Below are 22,981 nucleotides of genomic sequence, written 5' to 3' on the forward strand. Positions count from 1 at the left end.
CCGGCCCAAGGTCCAGGTTCTTCGTCCGAGGGACAGCTTGGCACCTTCCTCTCCCCCGTCGATCGGGGGAGAGGAAAGGACCTCGCCGCCGCCGCTCTACGCCAGCTTCGCCAGCAGCTTCATGAAGGTGGCGATTTCCTTGTTCGTGAGCGGCGCCAGCGTTTCCTGTGTGATTTCCCGGGCAAGCGGGATCAGCCGCTCGATCGCGTCGCGACCCTCGGCCGTCAGATTGACCAGCAGCCGCCTTTTGTCGACCTCATGCCGGGACAGCTCGACCAGGCCACGCGCCTTCAGCCGGTCGATGACGCCCTTCACCGTCGCGGCATCCATGGCGATCAACGTGCCAAGCTGGTTCTGCGAGGTCTCGCCGACATCGCGCAGCTTGGCCAGTGCGGCGAATTGCGGCGGCGTCAGATCGGCGATACGGGCGGCGAAGATCGAGACATGGCGCTGGTGCGCCTTGCGCAGGATGAAGCCGACCTGTTCCTGCAGGAGGTAGTCGTGATCGTCGGCCTCTTCGGTCTCGACCAGCTTGAGCAGGTTGTCCTCGCCGCTCACCGCAGCCCGTCCCAGGCTTTTATGTCATCCGCAGCGAGGCCACCCATGCGGTTGTGGATGCGCGGGCCACAGGTCATGGCGAGGCAGAACAGTATCTCGTCAGGACGCGGGCCGTCGCTGATGCCGACCTCCATGGCGTCGAAATGGCTGCGCACATAGGCGGCGTTGATGTGGCCGAGCGGTACGTCGAGCTTTGATCCGAAGGCGCCGACCTTCTTGGCCGAGGGCACGATCGCCTTGGCATCGCCCAGCCGCTCGCGCATCGCGTAACCGCCGGGTACATGCCACAACGCGCCGTGTTCCAGCTCGCCTGCGCTGCCGACAATGGCGCCCTTGCCGTAGCCGTCGATCTGTTTCACGTCGCCGCCGAGCGCCGCGATCAGCCGGTCGGCAAGAAGCAGGCCGAGCGGCTTCAGATCGTCCATGGCGCTCTGCAGCTCCTCGACATAGCGCCCGGCGAAAGGGTTCTTGACCACCGCCATGGCGGCGGCACGCCGGCGCGGCACGTCAGTGACAGGCCCACCGTCGTGAAAAATCTCTTCGCTCAGCACCGCGATCTTGCGGATCGGAAACTCAGGCATGGGCAACTTCCTCCGGTTCATGCTTGTTGGGCGGGCCGAGTGCAACGGAGCCGCTGATACGGGCCTCCCCACCAAGAAACAGCGCCGATGCGGCAATCAGGCCGCGCCGCCGAAAATCTTCGGCGACGGCGAGGCCATTGTCCAGCGCCCGCGCCACCTCGCCAGAGGCAAGCGTGCCGACGCCTTGTGTCACCAGCCGTGCGCCAAGATCGCTGTCGGGCGACAGGTCGCTTGCGGGAGTGCGCCTGATGGCGGGATTGCCGGGCAGGTCGACGGCGTTGGCGATAAGCGTCGCCGCCGCATCTGCCTCGGCGCCGGTGCGCGCGAGCACGGTGACGGCATCGGCAATGCCAAGCGAGAAGGAGCGGCCACGCCAGCCGCTGGTTGCGACACCACGCACCCCATCTTGCGCGCGGATCGTGATCCGGTCGGCCATGCCGTTGCCGGTCCCGGCGACCGCCAAGCCAATCGACGTGGCCTTGTCGAGATGGAGGGCGCTGTCGCCGCCATTGTTGACATAGGCGCGGTCGAGCTTGCGGCCGGCAAGCAGCGCGGCAAGCATTTCGTCGGCTACCGATCCGGCGACGGCGGCCATCGGCGTGATGAAGCATTCCGCCAGGGGCATGACGGCTGCTTCCATGCGGCGCGCCGTCGGGCCGGTGAAGGTTCGCGGCGCCAAGAAAAATGCTGGGAGGCGCAGTTCGGGAAGCTCCTCGACCAACTCGATCAGGATCGTCCGGAAGCGCGCGACGGCTTGGGCATAGGCGGCGCGACACTCGTCAGCCTCGCCAAAGACCTCGACGATCAGGTCGATCGGCCCATGGTTGAGATGCAGCCGCTTGCCATCCTGCAGCCAATGCGCTTGCGGGCCTTCCATCAGCCGGCCCCATCCGAGCCCGCGCGGCGCAACTGCGCCAGCGGCGGCCATGGATTGCTGGCCGGGGCACCCGTGCCGCGCCGGGGATTGAGGTACTCGCCGCCCTTGGCGACAATATCCGCGACGCTGCGGATTTCGGCCTCGTAGCCGCCAAGCCTGACATAGTCGTCGCGACGCAGCGTGAACTCGATCGGCGCCACCAGCGCCGGCGTCGGCACATAGCCGAAGGCGCCTGGCGGAACTCTGGTGACATCGACCATCAGCGTGATGCCGCCGCCCGGCCAGACATAGACCGGCGCGCCGCCGACGGTGACGTAGGTTTTCAGGCCTTGCACGGAACGGGTGAGATTGACCGGGTTTTCAGTGACGCCGGCACGCAGCGACCCGCCGGCGCCGCCGATGAACAGCACGGTGCACAAAGCCGGCTCGCAATTGTCCTCGATCAGGTTGACCGATTTTTGCAGCCGCTCCGGAAACGGTTTTTCGACCGGTTTCAAGTCGTCGTCGAGCTCGTAATAGGCGAACTGCTCGCCGGTGGTCGAAACCATCAGCAGCGACAGGCCCGGCCGCGCGCCCTTCTTGGCGTTCCATTCGCCGAGGATCGACAGCGGATCTGAAATGCTGGTGCCACCCCAGCCGAGGCCGGGCTCGGAGACCTTGAAATAGCGGCCCGGCGTCGAGCGGCGGCCGACGATCTTGATCCCGGTATCCTGCCAGCCCAGCACCTTGCCGGCCTGGTGTTCGGAAACGACGCCGGTAATGTGGTCGTCGACCACCACCACCTCGTCGACCAGCCCGCGCCATTGCGTGGCGAACATGCCGATGGTGGCCGAGCCGCAGCCGACGCGCATGCGATGTTCCTGCTTGCCGTCGATGACGGGCGGTTTGCCGGCTTCGACAATGACCGTGGCGCCGCCGTCGATGGTGAGTTCCACCGGTTTGCGGTTGCACAGGTTGAGCAGCGCATCGCAGGTGGCGCGGCCTTCCGCCTTGGAGCCGCCGGTCAGATGATGCACGCCGCCCAGCGACAGCATCTGCGAGCCATATTCTCCCGTCGTGACATGGCCGATGGCTTCGCCCTCAGCCCGCACAACAGCTGTTTCGGGTCCGATATGACGGTCGGTATCGATCTTCACCTTGACGCCGCAATAGGAGAAGATGCCTTCGGTCACCACGGTGACGAGATCGACGCCTTCCACTTCCTGGCTGACGATGAAGGGAGCGGGCTTGTAGTCGGGATAGGTTGTGCCGGCGCCGATTGCGGTGACGAAGCGGCGGCCGGTGTTGATGAGTTCGCCATCCCACTGCTCGCCCTCGGCGACAAAGGGGACAATGGCGGCCCCGGTCTCGGCCGCATGGTCGAGGATGGTCAGCGGGTCCATGCGCACGATGCGGCCCGCGATATTGCCATAGCGGTCGCAGGCTCCGGTGCGTCCGTCAGCGATGTAGCACATGACGGGACAGGCATCGCAGCGGATCTTTTCCGCCACCAGCTTCTCGCCGGGATCATGAGTTTCGAAACGCTCGGCAAGCTCGCTCATGCGCGTGCCTCCTTCTCGCGGATGGCCGCCAGGATGCGGCTTGGCGTTGCCGGCACCTTGGTGACCAGCACGCCGGTGGCGTGACGAATGGCATTGAGGATCGCCGGCGCCGTCGGGATCAGCACGTGCTCGCCCAGGCCCTTGGCGCCGAACGGCCCTTCGGGATCGGGCACCTCGACAAGGATGGTCTCGATCGGCGGCACGTCGCCGATGGTCGGGATGAGATAGTCATGCAAATTCTCGGTGCGGCCGGGGATGTATTCTTCCATCAGCGCCATGCCGATGCCCTGAGCTATACCGCCCTCGATCTGGCCCTCGACCAGCAGCGGGTTGATCGCCTTGCCGACGTCATGCGCGGCGATGATCCTGATCAGCTTGACCGTGCCAAGCCTGAGGTCGACCTCAAGTTCGGCGATCTGCGCGCCATAGCCATAGACCGCATAGGGTTTGCCCTGGCCCTTGGCATCGAGCGGCAGCGTCGGCGGGTCGTATGTCTCCTCGGCGTGGAAGACGAAACCGTGCGCATCCACGTCGAGTAAGCCAACATCGATGCTTCGTGTCGCCTCGCCTTCGCGGATGACGATCGCCGGGCCATCCAGTTCAAGCGAAGCCTTGTCCGAGACATTGGCAAAGCGCAGGATCTTCTCGCGCAGGGCGCGTCCTGCCTTCTCGGCCGCCTTGCCGGTGACGAAGGTCTGGCGCGAGGCCGAGGTCTTGCCGGCGTCGGGACTGATCGCCGTATCGGCGCTCTTCAGCCGGAATTTTTCCAGCGGCAGGCCGAGCGCGTCGGCGCAGATCTGCGTGATGACGGTGTTGGACCCTTGGCCGATATCGACCGCGCCCTGATGCAGGATGACCGCGCCGTCAGCCGCGATGCCGACCCGGATGGTCGACGGATTGGGCAGCGAGGTGTTGCCGCAGCCATACCAGCACGAAGCGACGCCGACGCCGCGTTTCCTGTCCAGGTTGGCGCTGTTGAAAGCGTCGGCATCGGCTGTCGCCCGCGCCCAATGCGGTCGCAACGCTTCGAGGCATTCGGCGATGCCGACGCCGGACTCCAGGAGCTGCCCGGTAACCGTTTCGGATCCGTTCCGAAGGCAATTCTTCAGGCGAAAATCAAGCCGATCGATACCGAGTTTGCCGGCAAGCTCGTCATAGAGCGTCTCTTGCATGATCGTCGCCTGCGGCACGCCGAAGCCACGGAAGGCACCGGCAATCGGCCCATTTGTGTGGATGGCGCGGCCCTCGGCGCGGTAATTCGGCGTGAAATAAGGACCGGAGGCATGCACCGGCACGCGGTTGGCGACCGTCGGCCCCCAGCTCGCATAGGCTCCGGTGTTGAAATCGCCTTCGAAGATCATGCCTGTGACATGGCCCTCGGCATCCGCGCCGACGGTGGCCTTCATCCGCGCCGGATGGCGCTTGGTGGTCGACATCATGGATTCGTTGCGGGTGTAGGCAAGGGCCGCGGGCCGCCCGGTCTTCAGCGCGACAAGGCCGATCAGCGGCTGCAGGGAAACGTCGAGCTTGGAGCCAAAGCCACCGCCGGTCGCGGTCGGCACGATGCGCACCTTGTCGACGGCAAGGCCGAGCACTTTCGCCGTGTCGTCACGATCCATGTAAGGCGCCTGCGTACAGGCGATGACGACGAGCGTGTCGCCGTCGAGATATGCATAGCCGGCTTCCGGCTCGATATAGGCGTGCTCGACATAGGAGGTGTCGATCGTATCGCTCGCGATGAACGCCGCATCGGCAAGTGCCGACTCGGGATCACCACGTTCGACGAAGCCCTTGGTCAGCAAATTGGCCGGGCGGTTTTCATGGATCAGCGCCGCACCTTCGGCCTGCGCATCGCCGGGCTGGAGAACATGCGGCAGTTCGGTCCAGCGGACGGGGAAATCCGACAGGTCGAGATCTAGGATCGCCTCGCGCTCGCCGGCGACCAGCGCGACAGCCTCGCCGCGAAGCCGGGCAAAGCCCTCGGCCAACGCCGGCTGGTCGGCGAACGGGCCGATAACGCCGAAGCAGTTTTTTCCCGGGATATCGGCTGCCGTGAAAACGCCCGTGATACCGGAATGGCTGCTTGCCCAGCCATCGATGTCGCCGAAGGCGAAGCCGGCATGATGATGCGGCGAGCGGATTACCAGCACCGCAAGCGCTTCGGCCGGAAAGGAATCGCCGCCGAATTTCTCGGCCCCGGTCACCTTTGGCACACCGTCGAGCCTGACCGGTGACGCGCCGATGGCCTGGCCGGACCGAGGCAGACGGAAGTCCAGGCTCGCGGCCTGGAGGGAAGCCTCCATCACCGCGGTGATGATCTTGCGGTAGCCGGTGCAGCGGCAGAGGATGCCGCCCAACGCATCCTGCACCTCGGTCTCGGTCGGCCTGGGTTTCGTGTCCAGCAGCGCTGACGCCGCGACCAGCAGCGCCGGCGTGCAGATGCCGCATTGCGCGGCGCCATGCGCCAGGAACGAGGCTTGCAGCGCCGACAGGCGCCCATTGGCGAGGCCCTCGACCGTCGTCACCATAGTGCCGGAAGCGGAGGCCGCCGACATCAGGCAGGCGCAGACGGGGTCGCCGTCGACCAGCACCGTGCAGGCGCCGCAATCGCCGGCGTCGCAGCCGACCTTTGTGCCGGTCAGCCGCAATTCGTCACGCAGCACCGAGGACAGCCGGCGCAGCGGTGGCACGTTGACCGAGACGGCGGCGCCATTGACCGCGAAGGCGATATCGGCGCGTTCCATGCTCATGCGGCCACCTTGTCGTCCGTGGGCTTGCCCGCGGCCTCAAGGGCGGCGCGCGCAACGATTTCGCGCACCGCGTCGAGCCTGTATTCGGCGCTGCCGCGCACGTCGGCGATCGGCTGCAGCTCAGCCATCGGTGCAGACCTGACCGCGGCAACAAGCCCGGCGTCCAGGGGAAGCCCGCGCAGCGCCGCCTCGACACCGGCAAGCCGCCTCGCCACGGCGGAACACGAGCCGACGGCGACGGCCGCCTGCGCGACGGTGCCATTCTCGGCAACCAGACGCACCGCCACCATGGCAATGGAAATAACGAGATAGCGCCGCGCCCCGAGCTTGACGAAGGCCGATGTGCCGGCGGGCTTCGGCACATGGATGGCCGTCAGCATCTCGCCAGGCCGCAAGGCCGTACGGCGATTGCCGAGGATGAACGCCGACAAGGGCAGATGGCGCGTCGCCGCCGCCGAGCGCAGCTCGACCTCGGCATCGAGGACCAGCAGCCCCGGCACACCGTCGGCGGCCGGCGAGGCGTTGCAGAGATTGCCGGCGACCGAGGCGACGTTCTGGATTTGTGGTGAACCCACTTCCCGCGCGGCCTGTTTCAGCGCCTCGAAGGCCGGTGGCAAGGGATGGCGGATGATGTCGGTCCATGTCGTGCGCGCGCCGATGATCCAGTGGCTGCCGGTCTCGGCGATGCCGCGCAGCGCTGTCAGGCCGTTGATGTCGAGGACATTGTCACGAAACGGTTTGCTGCCCTGCGCCGGATAGAAATCCGTACCGCCGGCAAGGATACGCCAAGCGCCCCCGCCAAGCAGCGCGAGCGCCTCGTCGACCGTGGTGGGTTTCGCGTAACGGATCACGCTTTCCTTCCCAATAAGGTGGGCCTTCAATAAGGTGGGGCTTCCCGATAAAATGGGCTTTGCCCGAAACTGGCCCTCCCGAGGCACTTGCCTAGGGAAAGTCTTTACCGGCTTCGACCGGTAAATTCATTCGTATGCAAATGATATCAAGACGGCGGAAATTGTCAAAGCCAGAGTTTGCGCCGGCATCCGTCCGGCTGGCATCGCCACGCATTTGTTATGCCGCTGGAGGTTGACGCGGACCGCCATCTGGTCAAGTTTCTCCTCCAGTCGCGCCAGCGGCTTTTTCTTTCGCCGGGTGCCTCGTTCGGAGCCCGACCCCAGCCTGACAGGAAGGAAGCCCATGGCCGACGAAGCGCTCGTTGTCATCGACCTGCAGAACGACTTTTGCCCGGGCGGCGCGCTGGCCGTTGCCGGCGGCGACGAGATCGTGCCGCTGGTCAATGACATGGTCCGGCGAACAGACCATGTCGTGCTGACACAGGACTGGCACCCCGCCGGCCATTCCAGCTTCGCCTCCAGCCATCCTGGGTCGCAGCCCTATTCGACGATCGAGATGCCCTATGGTCAGCAGACGCTTTGGCCGGACCATTGCATCCAGGGCAGTCTCGGCTCGGATTTCCATTCCGGACTTGCCTGGACCAAGGCCGAACTCGTCATCCGCAAAGGCTTTCGCCCGGCCATCGACAGCTATTCCGCCTTCTTCGAGAATGATCATGCGACGCCCACGGGGCTCGCCGGCTATCTGCGGGAGCGCGGCATCGACACACTGATCCTGGTCGGCCTGGCGACCGATTTCTGCGTCGCCTTCTCGGCGCTGGACGCGGTCAAACAAGGGTTTAGAACCACGGTCAGGCTCGATGCCTGCCGTGGCATCGATCTCAACGGATCGCTCGAGACAATGCTGGCGAAGATGCGCGATGCCGGCGTGACGCTCGAAGATCGCACTTCGGGCTGACTCGTGGGGGGTAGAAGGGGATACTTGCCGATAGCGACCGGGGCGGGCGGCGCGCTCATCGTCGCGATGCTGTTGCCAGCCCAGGCCTGCGCGGCCGAAGAGCACGGCCTGCCTGGCGGCGCGATGTCGCTGTGGTGGGCGCTGCCTTTTGCCGGGCTGCTGTTGTCGATCGCGACCGGTCCGCTGCTGTTCCACCATGTCTGGGAACACCACTACGGCAAGATCGCGGCCTTGTGGGCGGCGCTGGTGATCGTGCCGCTCGCGATTGCCTTCGGTACTCCCGCGGCAACCGAGGCGGTGCTGCACGCGCTGCTGACGGAATACATGTCGTTCATTGTCCTGCTGTTTGCGCTCTACACGATTTCAGGCGGCATCCTGCTTGCCGGCAACATCCACGGCACACCGCTGGTCAATGCCGGGCTGCTGATCGTCGGGGCGCTGCTGGCCTCGGTGATCGGAACGACGGGCGCCTCGATGATCCTGATCAGGCCGATCCTGCGCGCCAACGACAACAGGCCTTTCAATGCCCATGTCGTCATCTTCTTCATTTTCCTGGTGTCCAACATTGGCGGTTCGCTGACGCCGCTCGGCGACCCCCCGCTGTTCGTCGGCTTCCTGCGCGGCGTCGATTTCTTCTGGACGACCACCAACCTCTACCGGGAGACGCTGTTCGTTGGCGTCGTCGTGCTGGCGGCGTTCCTGGCGATCGACCTCATCCTGCACCGGCGCGAGGCCGGCGCACCGAAGATCAAGGATCCGACACCCGATACGAAGGTGCGCCTGCGCGGCCTGGCCAACCTCCCGCTGCTGGCCGGCGTGATCGGGGCCATCCTGCTGTCGGCGGCGTGGAAGCCGGGCGTGAGTTTTTCCGTGTTCGGCGTCGGTCTCGAACTGCAGAACCTGGTCCGCGACGCGATCATCCTCGCGCTGGCCCTGCTATCGCTTCCGCTCTCCTACAAGAGCCACCGCGAGGCGAACGGCTTCAACTGGGGTCCGATCGCGGAAGTGGCCAAACTGTTCGCCGGCATCTTCATCTGCATCGTCCCGGTCGTCGCCATTTTGAGGGCCGGCCACAACGGTGCGCTGGCGCCGCTGGTCGCGCTCGTCACCTCGGCGCAAGGCACGCCCAACGACCTCGCCTATTTCTGGCTGACCGGTGCATTGTCGTCCTTCCTCGACAATGCACCGACCTATCTGGTGTTTTTCGAGCTGGCGGGCGGCGATCCTCGCCACCTGATGACGGAGTTCGCCTCGACGCTTGCCGCAATCTCGGCCGGCGCCGTGTTCATGGGCGCCAACACCTATATCGGCAACGCACCCAACTTCATGGTCTATGCGATTGCCAGACATCGCGGCGTCAAGATGCCGGGCTTCTTTGGGTACATGCTGTGGTCCGGGCTGGTGCTGGTACCGACCTTCTTGGTCGCGGGTTTTCTGTTTTTCGGTTGATCAGCCCACGCCGACATAGCGCCGGACCGCCGAGGGGTCGACGCGCAGGGCCTCGACATCGACCGTCTCGCGGTTGCGGCCGTTTTCGATGAAGCAGACACGATCGGCGACCGACAGCACGGCATCGACCCGCTGCTCGACCAGGATGGTGGAAACATTCATCTCGCGCAGCTTCGACACCGTGTCGCGGATCCTGGCGATCATCGACGGCATCAACCCTTCGGTCGGTTCGTCGAGCAAAAGCACCTGCGGCTCAAGGCAAAGCGCGCGCGCCATGGCCAGCATCTGCTGCTCGCCGCCGGACAAGGTGCCCGAGCGCTGCCGCAGCCGCTGACGCAGCAGCGGGAAGAGGTCGAGAACGTTCTCGCGCGTCGCCTTGCCTTTGCCGCGCGCCATCAGCCCGATCTCGATGTTTTCGGCCACCGTCATCTCGGCGAACAGCCGCCTGCCCTGCGGCACGTAGGCGACACCGGCCTTCGGCACTTCATGCGCCGGCAGGCCGGTCAATTCCTGCCCTGCGAGCCTGATCGAGCCGGCGCGCGCGGGAACCAGGCCCATGATCGCCTTCAGCGTCGTCGTCTTGCCGGCGCCGTTGCGCCCGAACAGGCACAGCACCTCGCCCTTGTTCAGCACCAGGTCGAGCCCATAGAGCACCTGGACCGCGCCATAGAAGCAATCGAGCCCGGAAATCGTCAGCGCTTCGACCGTGCTCGCCTCCATCATGGCGCCGTTCCCAGATAGGCATCCTGAACCGCAGCGTTCTCGCGGATCGCCTCGGGCGTGCCCTCGGCCAGGATCCTGCCGGCGTTGAAGACGGTGATGCGATCGGCAAGCTGCATCACGACCGGCATGTTGTGCTCGATCAGCAGCACGGTGGCGTTCTTGGCGATGTCGCGCACGAGTTCGATGAAATTGTCGATCTCGCTGTCGGCCAGACCTTGCGTCGGCTCGTCGAGGATCAGCAGGCGCGGTTTCAGCGCCAGGCCCATCGCCACTTCGAGCAATCGTTGATGGCCGTAGGACAATTGCCCGGCCGGCATATGGGTGCGGTCGGCCAGCCCTGTACGTTCAAGCGCAGAGATGACGCCGGCACGCAGCTCAGCCTTCGAGCGGCGATCGCCGAGCGTGAGCTGCACCGGCAGCGCGACATTGTCATAGACGCTGAGATTGGCAAAGACGCTGGTGATCTGGAAGGTGTAGGCGATGCCCCGGCGGACCCTGGCATAGGTCGGCAGGCCGGTGATGTCGGCACCGTCGAAGACTATCGCTCCCGAAGACGGCTGGATGCGGCCGCTGATCAGACTGACGAAGGTTGTCTTGCCGGCCCCGTTCGGACCGATGACGGCGCGGATCTCGCCCGGCATCAGGGTGAAGTCGACATTGTCGACCGCACGCAGGCCGCCGAAGCTGCGCGACAGGCCCTTGGTGGTCAGCAGCGGCGTCATGGCAGCCATCCGAGCCAGCGCTGGCGGATGGTGCCGAGAATGCCTTTCGGGAAAAACAGCACCAGCAGAATGAGTGCCATGCCGACGATCAGCAGGTAGGCCGACGTGTAGCCGCTGGTGACGTCGATGACATAGTACATGAACAGCGTGCCGATCAGCGGTCCAAGCGTTGTGGCCGCACCGCCGAGCAGCACCCACAGCAGCGGCAGGATCGAATACTGTACCGAGGCGAAACTCGACCCGACATAGCCGAACAGCAGCGCGTAGGCGGCGCCGGACGCCGCGCAGATCGTGCCGGAGACGATAATGGCGGCAAGCTTGTTGGAGAAGGTGTCGTAGCCCAGCATCTTCGTGCGTTCCTCATTCTCCCGGATCGCGATCAGCACGCGACCGTATCTGGACCGGACGACGGCAAGCGTGATCAGCAGCACGAGCGAAAACAAGCCGAGCGCCGTCATGTAGCGTACGGTCGGGTTGGTGAGATCGAGCGAGGTGGCGCCGAGATTGAGGACACGCGCCGGCTGCGGCACGACCTGACCCTGATCGCCGCCGGTCCAGGCCGCGAAATAGAGGATGGCCAGATAAAACACCTGCGCGAACATCATGGTGACGATCATGAAGGCCACGCCCGTGGTGCGCAGCGCCAGGAGGCCGATCACCAGCGCCAACGCCGCGCCGCAGGCAATGCCGGCGAGGAACGCCAGCGGCACGCTCCAGCCGAGCTGAATGACGGCAAGGCCGGCGCCGTAAAGCCCGGCGCCGAAGAACATCGCATGGCCAAGGCTGAGCAGGCCGACATAGCCGAACAGCATGTTGTAGCCCATGGCGAAGACCGCCAGCACCATGATGCGGGCGAGCAGGCCGTGATAATAGCCCGGCAAGAGGAAGCTCAGCATGAAGAGCATGGCAATCACGCCGAGATGCAGCGCATAGGCCTTTGCCGGCGAAGCTTCGCTCATCGCGATGCCGTCCCGAACAGGCCTTGCGGCCGGAACACCAGCACCATGGCGACCAGCAGCGTGGCGATGATCTTGGCCAGCGTCGGCGAGAAGAACATCGAGATGATGCCATCGGAGAGGCCGATCAGCACGGCGGCGACGACCGTGCCGCGCAACGAGCCGAGGCCGCCGATGATGACGACGATGAAGGACAAGAGCAGCGGATCCTGCCCCATCAGGTAGTGCGCCTGGCTGATCGGCACGATCAGCACCGCGGCGATCGCCGCCAGCATGGCGCCGAGCGCGAAGACGCCGCCATAGACGCGGCCGACCGGGATGCCGAAGGCCTGCGCCGTCTCGCTGTCATACTGCGTGGCACGCATGATGAGGCCGATCCTGGTGCGCGTCAGCACCAGCCATGTCGCGATCAGCAGAAGAGCGGATGCGGCGATGATAGACAGCTTGTAGCCGGAATAGCCGAACCACGGCAGAAGGATGCGATAGCTGAACGGCGGCTCCACGGGCCGCGCTTCGGGGCCATAGAAGGTCAGCGCCAGCTGCTGGATGATGTAGAGCATGCCGATGGTGGCGACGATGGTGGCTTCCGGATTGTAGTTGAGCCGGCTCAGCACCAGCCGTTCGGCGACCAGCGCGATGGCGCCGACGATCAGCGGCGCGATCACCAGCGCCGCCAGGAAGCCAAGAGCCGGATGGCCGCCAATTGCCGATGTGATCGCCCAGGCAAGCACGGCGCCCAGCATGAAGAACTCGCCATGAGCGACGTTGACGACACGCATGACGCCGAACACCAGCGACAAGCCCAGGGCCGTCAACGCCAGCACGGCCGAGGTGACGAGGCCTTCAAGGGTTGCGAGGAGAAGGTGGGGTCCGAAGTGCATTTGTTATGCACCAACGGATGCGCGAGGCACCCCCCTCTGCCCTGCCGGGCATCTCCCCCGCAAGGGGGGAGATTGGATGTCCTCGCTGGTTTCGCCAATCATCAACGCGGGCAGATGGGCGCTGCCATACGAACTGCCGATCTCCCCCCTTGCGGGGGAGATGTCCGGTAGGACAGAGGGGGGTGGCTTGGCGCTCACGCTTGCTGGAGAAGTCAGTTCACAGCGCCTGCGTCGTGTAATCCCCTTCGGCCTCGTAAAGGCCATCCTCGATCTTGGTCTTGTGCACGACTTTCAGCTTGCCGCCCTCGACCTTGGAGATGTTCTGGATGCCAAAGCACTGGTGGATCTTGCCATTGAAGGTTTTTGGCCCCTGCGGATGCTCCGGGCCTTCGGCGAATTCCTTCAGCGCCTCGGTCGCCTCGACCAGCTTGGCGCGGTCTTCCGGCCCCTTGTAGCCGGCGTCTTCCATCGCCTTCTTGACGACGTAGAGCGTTTCCCAGCAGCCGAACATGTGCGCGGCGGTGGAGACATCCTTGGCGTCGCCGACGGCGGCGCCATTGTCGTCGATGCCGACAGCGGCCCGATAGGCTTTCTGCGCTTCGGTGTCGTCGGGCTGGGCGTAGCGCGGCGAGCCTTCCCAGAAATGGCTGCCGTCGAGGAATTCGAGGCCGGGGCTGTTGATGTCCACGGCTTCCAGCGAATCGATGAAGCCGAAGAGTTGCGGCCGGTTGGAACCGAAGAACTCGCCGAGTTCCTTGACGAAGGTGAGCACCGCCGGGCCGACCATGACGTGGTAGATCACCTCGGTCTCGGCCGGGATCTGCGGGAAGTACTTGGTGAAGGACGATTCCGTCGGCGGAATGGCGATCTGCGCGATCACCTCGGCGCCTTGCGCCTTCAGCGCCGGCGGCAGGTAGTCGCGATGGTCGTAGCCGAAGGCGAAATCGGGGAATATCTGCGTCACCTTCTTGCCGGCATTGGCCGCGATCCATGGCGCCATCGACTGGATCTGGCTCTTCACGTCGGTGATACCGGGCTGGAAGACATAGCGGTTGAGCTTGGTCGAGGCGACATGGTGACCTTCGCTGACGACGAAGTAGGGCATCTTGTTTTCGCCGGCGGCAGGCGCCGATCCGATGACGACATGCGAGAACAGCGTACCGAAGACGATGTCGGTCTTGTGCTGGGTGGCGAACTTGCCGACCACTTCGGCGCCGCGGCCGGGATCGGTGCCATCATCCTCGATGATCACCTCGACCTGGCGGCCATTGATGCCGCCGGCGGCATTGATCGCCTTGATCGCGGCGGCGGTCGTCTTCTCGTACCAGCGGCCATAGGCGGCGCCAATGCCGGTGCGGTGCGACTGGAAGCCGAGCTTGATCGGCGCCGAACTCTGTGCCTGGGAGTAGCGGACGAAGCCGGGCGCCATGGCGAGGCCAGCGCCGGCGGCGAGGCCCTTCAGCGTGGTACGGCGGGTGAGTGCGGTTTTGGAGAGATCGAAAAATCCGTTCTTGTCAGTCACGTTCGTTCCCCTGTTTTTGTGTTTTGACCAACGATAAGGCGGCTCGAACATCCTCGGCAAGAGGATGCAAAATTGCATGTGTACAAACTAAATCACCAAAGGCTTGGCCTGGCAAGCGAGCTTTCCGTCGGGGCATGGCTCACAGGAGATGGCTTGTCTCATCCGACTGTCGGCGTGGCAAGCAGCCAGAGACCGAAAATGGTGTAGGCGATCATCAACACGGTGAGCGGAAACTGACTGAGCGCGGCGCGGGCAGGCTGGGGATGCAGGCGCCAGGCAAAGCCGTGCGCGACGAGGACAGCGAGCACATGGCCAAGGATGATGGCGCCCGCCTGGACATTCCACAGCCACCATGCCGACACCGCGCCGGCGACGATGCCGGCCTCGACCTGCATGTCGGCGGTGCCGAACAGGTTCCAGCCAAGCGCGAAGGGATCGGACAGGGAGGCCAGCGCATATTGGCCGTCGACCAGCAGCGCCGTCAGATAATGCGCGACATGGTAGGCGAGCGCGATCGGCACGATCGACCACACCAGCATGCCGGCTGCCTGGGCGAAAGGCTGGCCGCCGCGGGCAAGACGCTGGCCGAGGACGACGGCAAGCAGGAACACCGCCGCGAGCAGCACGAATGTCATAACGAGCCCAAGCGTGCCGCTGCCGATCACGGCCGTGCGGCCCGGAAACTCGAGCGGATTGATGCCGAACAGGCCGAGCCAGGAGAAGGTCTTCGACAGGCCGTCGAAGGAGACCGAGGACAAAGCGAGCAGCACGAAGGCGATGCCGCTGGCGGGCAGCGGCTGGGCCCGGAGCAGTTTGGCGCCCGGCCAGCACAGCGCAAGTCGGCCTTTGTCGCCGCGCTCGATCGGCGCGAAGCGCGCCACCACCGAAAAGAAAATGCCGAGGAATTCACCGCTTCGACCCCATCTGTCGTAGCCGAACACCAGCATCGCCACCAAGGTGAACAGCCAGTAGAGGCCGGCGGCGAAGGCCAGCCGCGCCGGATCGTCAGGAGCGGGATAGACGAGTTCGAACCAGGCGAAGGCAAAAAACAGCATGACAGCCGGCCAGCAGCCGAGCCATTGCGGAAGTTGCCTAACGCCGTCATCGCTTCCGCCGGTCAGCCGCGACAGCAGCCGCCACGGGCCGTACCAGGGGTTGAGCCACGACCAGAGATCGCCGAACACGCCTTGCAGCAGTGTCAGGCCGGCCCATAGCAGCGTCCACACCACCAGTGGCAGCGGGTTGGAGAGCGGGTCGCGGCTGCCTATGAAGCCGGCGGCGAGGAGAATTGCAAAACCGGCAAAGGAGATCAAGCTGATGGCGGCGCGGACGCTGTCGCCGAAGGCGAATAGCGGCAGGCGTCGGCGCCAGAAACGGTCGAGGGTGTCGGACGGCAGCAATGCCAAGACAAGGAAACTGGCGGCCACGGCGAAAGCGCCGCCGGCGAGATAATAGCCGGTAGGAAGGAGCAGGACGTGGCCGCGGTCGGAGGCGTGGGCGAAGGCGAGAGTGGGGGAGACGAGCCACAAGGCCGAGAACCATAAGGCGAACGGCAGACGGAGGCGTTCTACGACGAAACTCGAACTGTCCAAGGGTCCGCCCACCCTCAAACCTTGACCAGTTGCTCCACGCGGTCCTTCTGCCCAAAAATCCTCAAATACCGCTCGATCTCCTTGAGATCGCCGGTCGCCTTGGCCGGGTTGTCGGAGAGCTTGACCGCCGGCCGGCCATTGGCCTCGGTGACCTTGCAGACCAACGATATGGCGTCGAGGCTGTTGGTCTCGGTCGGCGCGCAGCCTTCGAAGTCGTTGGTCAGGTTGGTGCCCCAGCCGAAGGACATGCGCACCTTGCCCTTGAAGTGGCGGTAGGTCTCCTCGATGGTCTCGACCTCGAGCCCGTCGGAGAAGATCAGCAGCTTCTGCCTGGGGTCCTTGCCCTTCTCGCGCCACCAGTCGATGATTTTTTCGCCACCTTCGATCGGCGGCGCGCTGTCGGGGCGGAAGCCGGTCCAGTCGGCGACCCAGTCCGGCGCGTCGCGCAGGAACGAGGCGGTGCCGAAAGCATCGGGCAGCACGATCAAGAGATTGCCGCCATAGTAGCGCTGCCAGTCCTGCAACACCTTGTAGGGCGACTGCTTCAGCTCTTTTTCCGAATTGGCAAGGGCCGCGAACACCATCGGCAGTTCATGCGCGTTGGTGCCCAGCGCTTCGAGATCATTGTCCATGGCCAGCAGCACGTTGGAGGTGCCGGTGAAAGCTTCGCCGATGCCTTCCTTGAGCGCCTCGACGCACCAGCGCTGCCACAGGAAGGAATGGCGCCGGCGGGTACCGAAATCCGAGATGCGGATGCCGGGCAGCGCCTTCAGCCGTTCGGTCTTGGCCCACATCTTGGCCTTGGCGCGGGCATAGAGCACGTCGAGCGTAAAAGGCCCGAACGATCGCAAAGCGGCACGCGAACGCAATTCATTGATGATGGCGAGCGCGGGGATCTCCCAAAGCGTAGTGTACATCCAGGGGCCGGAGAAAGAGAGCTCGTACTGGCCGTCACGCTTGGAAAGCTCATAGTCGGGCAGCCGGAAGCCTTCCAGCCAGGCGAGGAATTCCGGCTCGAAAATCTGCTTGCGGCCGTAGAAATTGTTGCCGGCCAGCCAGATCATTTCCTTCTTGGAGAAGCGCAAGGTGCGGGCATGGTCGAGTTGTTCGCGCAGCTCGCCTTCATCGATCTCGTCGGCGAGGCGGACCGAAGTCGTCCGATTGATCAGCGAGAAGGTGGTGTCGACCTTGGGGTACATGCCCCAGATCATCTGCAGCATCAAAAGCTTGTAGAAATCCGTATCGAGCAGGCTGCGCACGATCGGGTCGAGCTTCCAGGTGTGGTTATAGACACGCCGCGCAATATCGGTCTTTGCCATGCTTGCTGCCGCCTTCGCTGCCTGCCACCCACAATCGCGACAGGCCTCATAGCATCGAATTGGCAAAAACGCTGCCCGCTTTCAGGCTGGCCCGACAAAAAGAAAGCCCTGCATGCGGCTATGTGGGTTTGCCGCCCATCACCTTGAGCGCGGGACGTTTGCGGCGGGTGACGAGGCGGCCCGCAACCGGGGCGTCGGCGCGGCCGTCATCCCCGGCCTTCTCGGCAAACAGCCAGTCGATGAACACCTGCACGATCGGCGTCCCCCGCATTTCGTTGCGGCAAACGACATAGAAATCGTCGACCGCCGGCACTGACAGACTGAACGGCGCGACCAGCATGCCCCTGGCCAGCAGGGCGCTTGCCGTCACCGAGTCGCCCAGCGCCACGCCATGGCCATGGACGGCGGCTTCCGCCGTCATGCGTGCATCGCCGAGATGATGGCGACGGCCGCGCTCCAGGTCCAGCGCGTCGGCAGCGGCCAGCCAGGTGTGCCACTCGCGGCCATCGTCGCCATGCAGCAAGACATGGTCGGCGAGGTCGCGAACATTGCGGATCGGCCGGTTGTTGATCAGCGTCGGGCTGACCACCGGGAACAGCTCCAGGCCCGACCATTTGCGCATCCAGCAATCGGCCCAGCTGCCATCGCCATAATGCACGCAGACATCGATATGCGGCGCCCGGATATCCCTGGGATCGTTGGAGGGAATGAGCTTCAGCTGGATGTCGGGATATTGCGCGGTGAAGCTGCCCAGCCTCGGCGTCATCCACAAGAGCAGCAACGCAGGCACGCAGGACACCGACAGCGCGCCGCTGCTTGCCGGCCGCGTCAGCCGTTGGGTGGCGGCGGCGATGCCGTCGAAGGCGACCGATACCGCCGGCAAAAGTTCGGCGCCATGCGGGGTCAGCTTGACCCGCTGGCCGACGCGCTCGAACAGCTTGACGCCAAGCGATTGCTCCAGCGCCTTGATCTGGTGGCTGACGGCGCCGTGCGTGACATTCAGTTCGTTCGCCGCCTTGGTCAGCGAGGCATGGCGGGCCGTGGCCTCGAAGGCGCGCAGCGGGTTGAGAGGTGGCAGGCGCTTGGCCATGGATGCTCGGCCTTATTGTGAGATTTTCTCACAGGAAACACCCTAACAATATCAATTGCTTTTTCAAAGCGGCTGCCGGACACTTTGATCCGGAACAACATCAAGACGTGAAATCTGCAGACTGCCAGCCGGACAACGGCCCGGCCGGATGACGGTCGGTTCGCCCGAGGTCACCGCCGGCACCACTGCATCAGCCGAGGAGGAGCGGATATGGGATATGATCGCGGCAAGCTCGATGCGCTGCGTCGCAAATATGGCGAGAGCCATGGCGGCGAGATGTTCGACCCGAAATTCCGCAAGGTCGCCGACAAGATCTTTTCCAAGAGCGGCACGCGGCTGGCGCCCTATTCCGGCATCCCGACCTTCCTTGCCGCGCCCTACCGCGAAATCGCAGCGGACAATCCGGACTTCGGCGACCTGCAGGTGGCGATAACAGGCGTGCCGATGGATCTCGGCGTCACCAACCGGCCGGGCTCGCGCTTCGGGCCGCGCGCCTTGCGAGCGATCGAGCGCATCGGCCCCTACAATCATGTGCTGGAATGCGCGCCGACGCATGAACTCAGGGTCGCCGACATCGGCGACGTTCCGTTCCAGAGCCGCTACCGACTGGAGACCAGCCATGAGGATATCGAGCGGCGCATCAACCAGATCGTCGACGCCGGGGTCATCCCGTTGTCGGTCGGCGGCGACCACTCGATCACCCACCCGATCCTGAAGGCGGTCGGCAAGAAGGCCCCGGTCGGCCTGATCCACATCGACGCCCATTGCGACACCAGCGGCCTGTTCGACCTGACCAAATTCCACCATGGGGGCCCGTTCCGCAACGCGGTGCTGGACGGCGTGCTCGATCCGACGCGCACCATCCAGATCGGCATCCGCGGCTCGGCCGAATATCTGTGGGAATTCACCTACGAGTCCGGGATGACCGTGGTCCATGCCGAGGAAGTGACCGGTCTCGGCATTCCCGCCATCATCGAGAAGGCGCGCAGAATAGTCGGTGACGGCCCGACCTATGTGTCCTTCGACATCGACAGCGTCGATCCCGCCTTCGCACCGGGCACCGGCACGCCGGAAGTCGGCGGGCTGACGACGCGCGAAGTGCTCGAACTGCTGCGCGGCCTCAAGGGTCTCAACATTGTCGGTGGCGATGTCGTCGAGGTGGCGCCGCAATATGACGCCACCACCAACACGGCGCACGCCGGCGCGCAGGTGCTGTTCGAGATCCTGAGCCTGATGGTGTTCAGCCCGGCAGTATCAGGCAAGGGAGCCTGACAAAGAAAGGCGGCCGCCGCACTGGAGCCGGCGGCCGACCCAAACAATCAAAAGCTTCCAGAAGGGGAATGACAATGACAATCCACCGCAAATCGTCCATCGCCGCCGTTCTGCTCCTGGGGTTAGCCGGCTTCGCCACGCAAGCCGCCAATGCCGACGCGCTGGCCGACATCACCAAGGCCGGCACCATCAATGTCGGCGTCTTCGCCGACTTCCCGCCTTTCTCCTCGGCCAGTGCCGACATGAGCCTCAAGGGCTATGACATGGATGTGGCGCAGTACATCGCCGACACGCTCAAGGTGAAGCTCAACACCGTTGCCGTCACCGGCCAGAACCGCATCCCCTATTTGAACGACCATCGCGTCGACATCCTGATGAGCGTCGGCTACTCGAAAGAGCGCGAGCAGGTCATCGACTTCGCCGCTGCCTACGCGCCCTATTACATCGCGGTGATCGGTCCGGCGGCAATGCCAGTCAAAGGCAAGGAAGATCTCGGCGGCAAGTCGATCGCCGTCAATCGCGGCACGCTGGAAGACACCTCGCTCACCGAAGCAGCACCGGCCTCGGCGGACATCAAGCGTTTCGACAACTACAATTCAGTGATCCAGGCCTTCATCTCAGGCCAGACCCAGTTGATGGTCGTCGGCAACGATGTCGGCGCGCAGGTGCTGGCCAAGCAGGATGCGCTGAAGCCGGAGCAGAAGTTTCAGCTTCTGACCTCGCCTTCGCATATCGGCCTCAACAAGCATGAGGATGCCCTCAAGAAGGCGGTCAACGACGCCATTGCCAAGATGCTGGTCGACGGCAAGCTTGACGAAAGCTCGAAGGCCTGGCTGAAGACGCCGCTCAATCCCGACAACCTCAAGGATTGAGTTGCCGTGGCCTTCGGCTGGCTTCCAGGTGCCGTGGGCGACATCGCGCACGGCGCGGCGACGACGATCCTTTTGATCGCGGTCACCACGCTTGCGGGCACGCTGCTCAGCATCCTCGGTGCCGCCGGGCGGCGAAGCGGCCCCGCGCTGCTGCGCCGGGCCATCGGCTGGTATGTCGAGGTGATGCGCAACACGCCGTTCCTGGTGCAGCTGTTCTTCATCTTCTTCGGCCTGCCTAGCCTCGGCATCAGGCTCGATCCGATCCTGGCCGCCATGCTGGCGATGACGCTCAACATGGCCGCCTACACGATCGAGATCGTCGGCGCCGGCCTTGACGCGGTGCCGCACGGGCAGACGGAAGCGGCCCTGGCGCTTGGGCTGAGGCCGCGCCAGGTGTTCATCAAGATCGTGCTGCCGCAGGCGCTCAAGATCATCTATCCCGCGCTGACCAGCCAGATCGTCATCATGATGCTGGAATCAGCCGTGGTGTCGCAGATCGCGGTGCGCGAGCTCACCTATGAGGCCGACATGCTGCAGGCGCGCACTTTCCGTTCTTTCGAGACGTATTTCGTCGTCACGCTGGTCTATCTCTTGATGTCGATGGCCTTGCGGCGGCTGCTGGTTGCAGGCGGCCGCCGCGCGCTCGGAGCTGGCGTGTCATGATCGAATTCACCCTCTGGGACATCGTGCGCAACCTTCTGCTTGCCGCGCGCTGGACGGTGCTTTTGTCGCTGGCCGCCTTCGTCGGCGGCGCGCTGGTCGGAATGGCGGTGCTGTTCCTGAGGATCGCCAAGAATAAATGGAGCCGACGCGTTGCCTCCGGTTACATCGCCTTGTTTCAGGGGACGCCGCTCTTGATGCAGCTGTTCCTCATGTTCTTCGGCCTGCCGATGCTTGGCCTGCGCATCGAGCCGTGGACGGCGGCGGTGCTCGGCCTCACCTTCTTCGCCAGCGCCTATCTGGCCGAAATCTGGCGCTCTGGCGTCGACGCGCTGCCATTGGGCCAATGGGATGCCGGCGCCAGCCTCGGCCTGCACTATCTGCAGGAGCTCAGGCTGATCATTCTGCCGCAGGCGTTCGCGATCACCCGCGCGCCGACGGTCGGTTTCCTGGTGCAGCTGATCAAGTCGACCGCGCTGACCTCGATCATCGGCTTCGAGGAGCTGGTGCGGACCTCCAACGCCATCAACAACGCCACCTTCGAACCGTTCAAGGTCTATGGGCTGGTGGCGCTGATCTTCTTCGCCCTATGCTTTCCGCTGACGCAGTATGCGCGACGCCTCGAACAACGAGCGGCGGCTCGATGAGCCGAGAGCATGTTGCGCTGGCCAACATCGACGGCGGCCGCAAACTCCCGGTGCCTAGCGTTCGAACGCCTCTTGAAGGTCATTTGATCTGCTGGATGCTCAGCTTTCGACCGACGAGGACCCTTGCCCCTCGCCATTTCCAAATCCTCACGGACGAACGCGGATGATCGTCTTCCCAGTGCGTCGCCCGGTAGGGTTGAAGGCGGCGACGGCATCGTTGAGGGTCGAAACGTTGCCGATGTTCGTCCGCAGTCGTCCGTCCCGCACCCGCTGGACGATCTCGCTCAGTTGGGCACGATCGGACTCGACAACGAAGTCGACCGCCAGGCCGTCGGCAGGCCGCGCCTCTGTCGATCCGACGACGGACACCAGTGTTCCTCCGGCTCGAATCAGGCCGGCGGACCGCTTCCCGATTTCCCCGCCGATCACATCGAACACGAGAGCGACTTCGCCCACGTCTTCGAGGGCGTCGTTCTCGAGGTCGACGAACTCATTCGCGCCAAAGTCGAGCACCGTCTGACGGTCGGCGGCGCGTCCGGTGCCGATGACGTAGGCGCCCGCCTCTCGTGCAAGTTGCGTCACCATCGACCCGACCGCGCCGGCCGCACCGTGCGCGAGGACGCTCTGCCCCGCCTGAAGGCGGCCATGCTGGAAAAGTCCCTGCCACGCGGTGAGACCCGAGATCGGCAGGCTTGCGCCCACCGTGAAGTCGACGTCGCCCGGCAGCGGCGCGAGGTTGCGTGCTTCCGTGGCTACATACTCCGCGAGCGTGCCGTCGCGATGCCAGTCGGCGAAGCCGAATACTCTCTGCCCTACCGACAGTCCCGTTGTGCCGTAGCCGAGTGCGACGACAATTCCGGCCAGCTCGTGCCCAAGGATCGACGGTGTTCGGTCAAGGCCGCGGCGGTCGGTCCAGGTCGAGGGCCATGCCAGCTCGGTCGGGACGAATCCCGAAGCATGAACCTGAACGACGACATCGTTTATCGCTGGCTGCGGCTCAGGCCGCTCCACCAGCTTCATCCCGGCCGTTCCCGCAGCCTGGTCCGTCACCACAATTGCCTTCATGATAATTCTCCTCGGTCATTTGTCTCTTGGTGGAAACGTTTGCCGCTTGGGAACCGTTCAATATCTTATGCCAGGGCCTTCTCTTAGCGGGCGTC

General features: G+C 64.5%; 21 protein-coding genes. 6 read left to right on the forward strand and 15 right to left on the reverse strand.

The features are described from left to right. Positions 1 to 96: 96 nt before the first annotated feature. The 6 genes from FJ943_RS00615 to FJ943_RS00640 are packed head-to-tail and all read right to left on the reverse strand — an operon-like array spanning position 97 to position 7,158. The gene (locus tag FJ943_RS00615; protein ID WP_140660160.1) at positions 97 to 558 is read right to left on the reverse strand and encodes a MarR family transcriptional regulator; all 462 of its coding nucleotides are present in this window, start codon (positions 556 to 558) and stop codon (positions 97 to 99) included. Beyond that, positions 555 to 1,139, reverse strand: coding sequence for an amino acid synthesis family protein (locus FJ943_RS00620; protein ID WP_015314457.1), 585 nt, complete (start codon positions 1,137 to 1,139; stop codon positions 555 to 557). The genes FJ943_RS00615 and FJ943_RS00620 overlap by 4 nt, the downstream gene beginning before the upstream one ends. Continuing rightward, a complete protein-coding gene (locus FJ943_RS00625; RefSeq protein WP_140719233.1) occupies positions 1,132 to 2,016 on the reverse strand; it encodes a UPF0280 family protein in 885 nt (294 codons plus the stop codon). Before FJ943_RS00625 ends, FJ943_RS00620 begins: the two co-directional genes overlap by 8 nt. Beyond that, on the reverse strand, positions 2,016 to 3,557 hold the full coding sequence (locus FJ943_RS00630; RefSeq protein ID WP_140719234.1) for a 6-hydroxynicotinate reductase: 1,542 nt from the start codon (positions 3,555 to 3,557) through the stop codon (positions 2,016 to 2,018). Before FJ943_RS00630 ends, FJ943_RS00625 begins: the two co-directional genes overlap by 1 nt. Continuing rightward, a complete protein-coding gene (locus FJ943_RS00635) occupies positions 3,554 to 6,307 on the reverse strand; it encodes a molybdopterin-dependent oxidoreductase (protein ID WP_140719236.1) in 2,754 nt (917 codons plus the stop codon). Before FJ943_RS00635 ends, FJ943_RS00630 begins: the two co-directional genes overlap by 4 nt. Further along, positions 6,304 to 7,158: a xanthine dehydrogenase family protein subunit M gene (locus FJ943_RS00640; RefSeq protein ID WP_140719238.1), complete on the reverse strand. Its 855-nt coding sequence runs from the start codon at positions 7,156 to 7,158 to the stop codon at positions 6,304 to 6,306. Before FJ943_RS00640 ends, FJ943_RS00635 begins: the two co-directional genes overlap by 4 nt. Before the next feature lie 343 nt (positions 7,159 to 7,501). Between FJ943_RS00640 and pncA the strand changes: the two genes are divergently transcribed. Beyond that, a complete protein-coding gene (pncA, locus tag FJ943_RS00645) occupies positions 7,502 to 8,116 on the forward strand; it encodes a bifunctional nicotinamidase/pyrazinamidase (RefSeq protein ID WP_140719240.1) in 615 nt (204 codons plus the stop codon). Positions 8,117 to 8,182: 66 nt separating this feature from the next. After that, positions 8,183 to 9,565, forward strand: a complete 1,383-nt coding sequence (locus FJ943_RS00650; protein WP_181174501.1) for a sodium:proton antiporter — start codon at positions 8,183 to 8,185, stop codon at positions 9,563 to 9,565. Here FJ943_RS00650 and FJ943_RS00655 read toward each other — a convergent pair whose 3' ends face one another. From FJ943_RS00655 to gcvA, 8 genes are all read right to left on the reverse strand, one after another. Then, positions 9,566 to 10,288: an ABC transporter ATP-binding protein gene (locus tag FJ943_RS00655; protein WP_140719244.1), complete on the reverse strand. Its 723-nt coding sequence runs from the start codon at positions 10,286 to 10,288 to the stop codon at positions 9,566 to 9,568. It lies immediately after the preceding gene. Then, on the reverse strand, positions 10,285 to 11,010 hold the full coding sequence (locus FJ943_RS00660; RefSeq protein WP_140719246.1) for an ABC transporter ATP-binding protein: 726 nt from the start codon (positions 11,008 to 11,010) through the stop codon (positions 10,285 to 10,287). The genes FJ943_RS00655 and FJ943_RS00660 overlap by 4 nt, the downstream gene beginning before the upstream one ends. Further along, positions 11,007 to 11,969, reverse strand: coding sequence for a branched-chain amino acid ABC transporter permease (locus FJ943_RS00665; RefSeq protein WP_140719248.1), 963 nt, complete (start codon positions 11,967 to 11,969; stop codon positions 11,007 to 11,009). The genes FJ943_RS00660 and FJ943_RS00665 overlap by 4 nt, the downstream gene beginning before the upstream one ends. Beyond that, complete coding sequence (locus tag FJ943_RS00670) at positions 11,966 to 12,847, reverse strand: branched-chain amino acid ABC transporter permease (protein ID WP_140615272.1); 882 nt, start codon at positions 12,845 to 12,847, stop codon at positions 11,966 to 11,968. The genes FJ943_RS00665 and FJ943_RS00670 overlap by 4 nt, the downstream gene beginning before the upstream one ends. 217 nt (positions 12,848 to 13,064) lie before the next feature. Continuing rightward, complete coding sequence (locus tag FJ943_RS00680) at positions 13,065 to 14,369, reverse strand: ABC transporter substrate-binding protein (protein WP_140719250.1); 1,305 nt, start codon at positions 14,367 to 14,369, stop codon at positions 13,065 to 13,067. A 158-nt stretch (positions 14,370 to 14,527) separates the two neighbouring features. Next, complete coding sequence (locus FJ943_RS00685) at positions 14,528 to 15,961, reverse strand: hypothetical protein (RefSeq protein ID WP_140719252.1); 1,434 nt, start codon at positions 15,959 to 15,961, stop codon at positions 14,528 to 14,530. Between the two features lie 14 nt (positions 15,962 to 15,975). Next, positions 15,976 to 17,280, reverse strand: a complete 1,305-nt coding sequence (pncB, locus tag FJ943_RS00690) for a nicotinate phosphoribosyltransferase (protein WP_140711753.1) — start codon at positions 17,278 to 17,280, stop codon at positions 15,976 to 15,978. Positions 17,281 to 17,398: 118 nt separating this feature from the next. After that, entirely contained in the window at positions 17,399 to 18,370 is a 972-nt protein-coding gene (gene gcvA, locus FJ943_RS00695; protein ID WP_140719254.1) for a transcriptional regulator GcvA, read from the reverse strand. Positions 18,371 to 18,580: 210 nt separating this feature from the next. Here gcvA and speB point away from each other — a divergent pair, with 210 nt between their 5' ends. The 4 genes from speB to FJ943_RS00715 all read left to right on the forward strand — a co-directional run bounded on the left by speB (position 18,581) and on the right by FJ943_RS00715 (position 21,821). Next, positions 18,581 to 19,642, forward strand: coding sequence for an agmatinase (speB, locus tag FJ943_RS00700; RefSeq protein WP_140711757.1), 1,062 nt, complete (start codon positions 18,581 to 18,583; stop codon positions 19,640 to 19,642). Between the two features lie 68 nt (positions 19,643 to 19,710). After that, positions 19,711 to 20,514: a transporter substrate-binding domain-containing protein gene (locus FJ943_RS00705; RefSeq protein WP_181174468.1), complete on the forward strand. Its 804-nt coding sequence runs from the start codon at positions 19,711 to 19,713 to the stop codon at positions 20,512 to 20,514. A gap of 6 nt (positions 20,515 to 20,520) precedes the next feature. Continuing rightward, positions 20,521 to 21,177 carry an amino acid ABC transporter permease gene (locus FJ943_RS00710; RefSeq protein WP_140615284.1) on the forward strand — a complete coding sequence of 219 codons (657 nt, stop codon included), beginning with the start codon at positions 20,521 to 20,523 and terminating at the stop codon, positions 21,175 to 21,177. Next, positions 21,174 to 21,821: an amino acid ABC transporter permease gene (locus tag FJ943_RS00715; protein WP_140719258.1), complete on the forward strand. Its 648-nt coding sequence runs from the start codon at positions 21,174 to 21,176 to the stop codon at positions 21,819 to 21,821. Before FJ943_RS00710 ends, FJ943_RS00715 begins: the two co-directional genes overlap by 4 nt. Before the next feature lie 147 nt (positions 21,822 to 21,968). On the opposite strand, the gene FJ943_RS00720 is transcribed toward FJ943_RS00715, so the two are convergent. After that, positions 21,969 to 22,886 carry an NADP-dependent oxidoreductase gene (locus FJ943_RS00720; RefSeq protein ID WP_140719260.1) on the reverse strand — a complete coding sequence of 306 codons (918 nt, stop codon included), beginning with the start codon at positions 22,884 to 22,886 and terminating at the stop codon, positions 21,969 to 21,971. Positions 22,887 to 22,981: the final 95 nt, after the last annotated feature.

This window comes from Mesorhizobium sp. B2-3-10 (genome assembly GCF_006442275.1).
GTDB classification, from domain to species: domain Bacteria; phylum Pseudomonadota; class Alphaproteobacteria; order Rhizobiales; family Rhizobiaceae; genus Mesorhizobium; species Mesorhizobium australicum.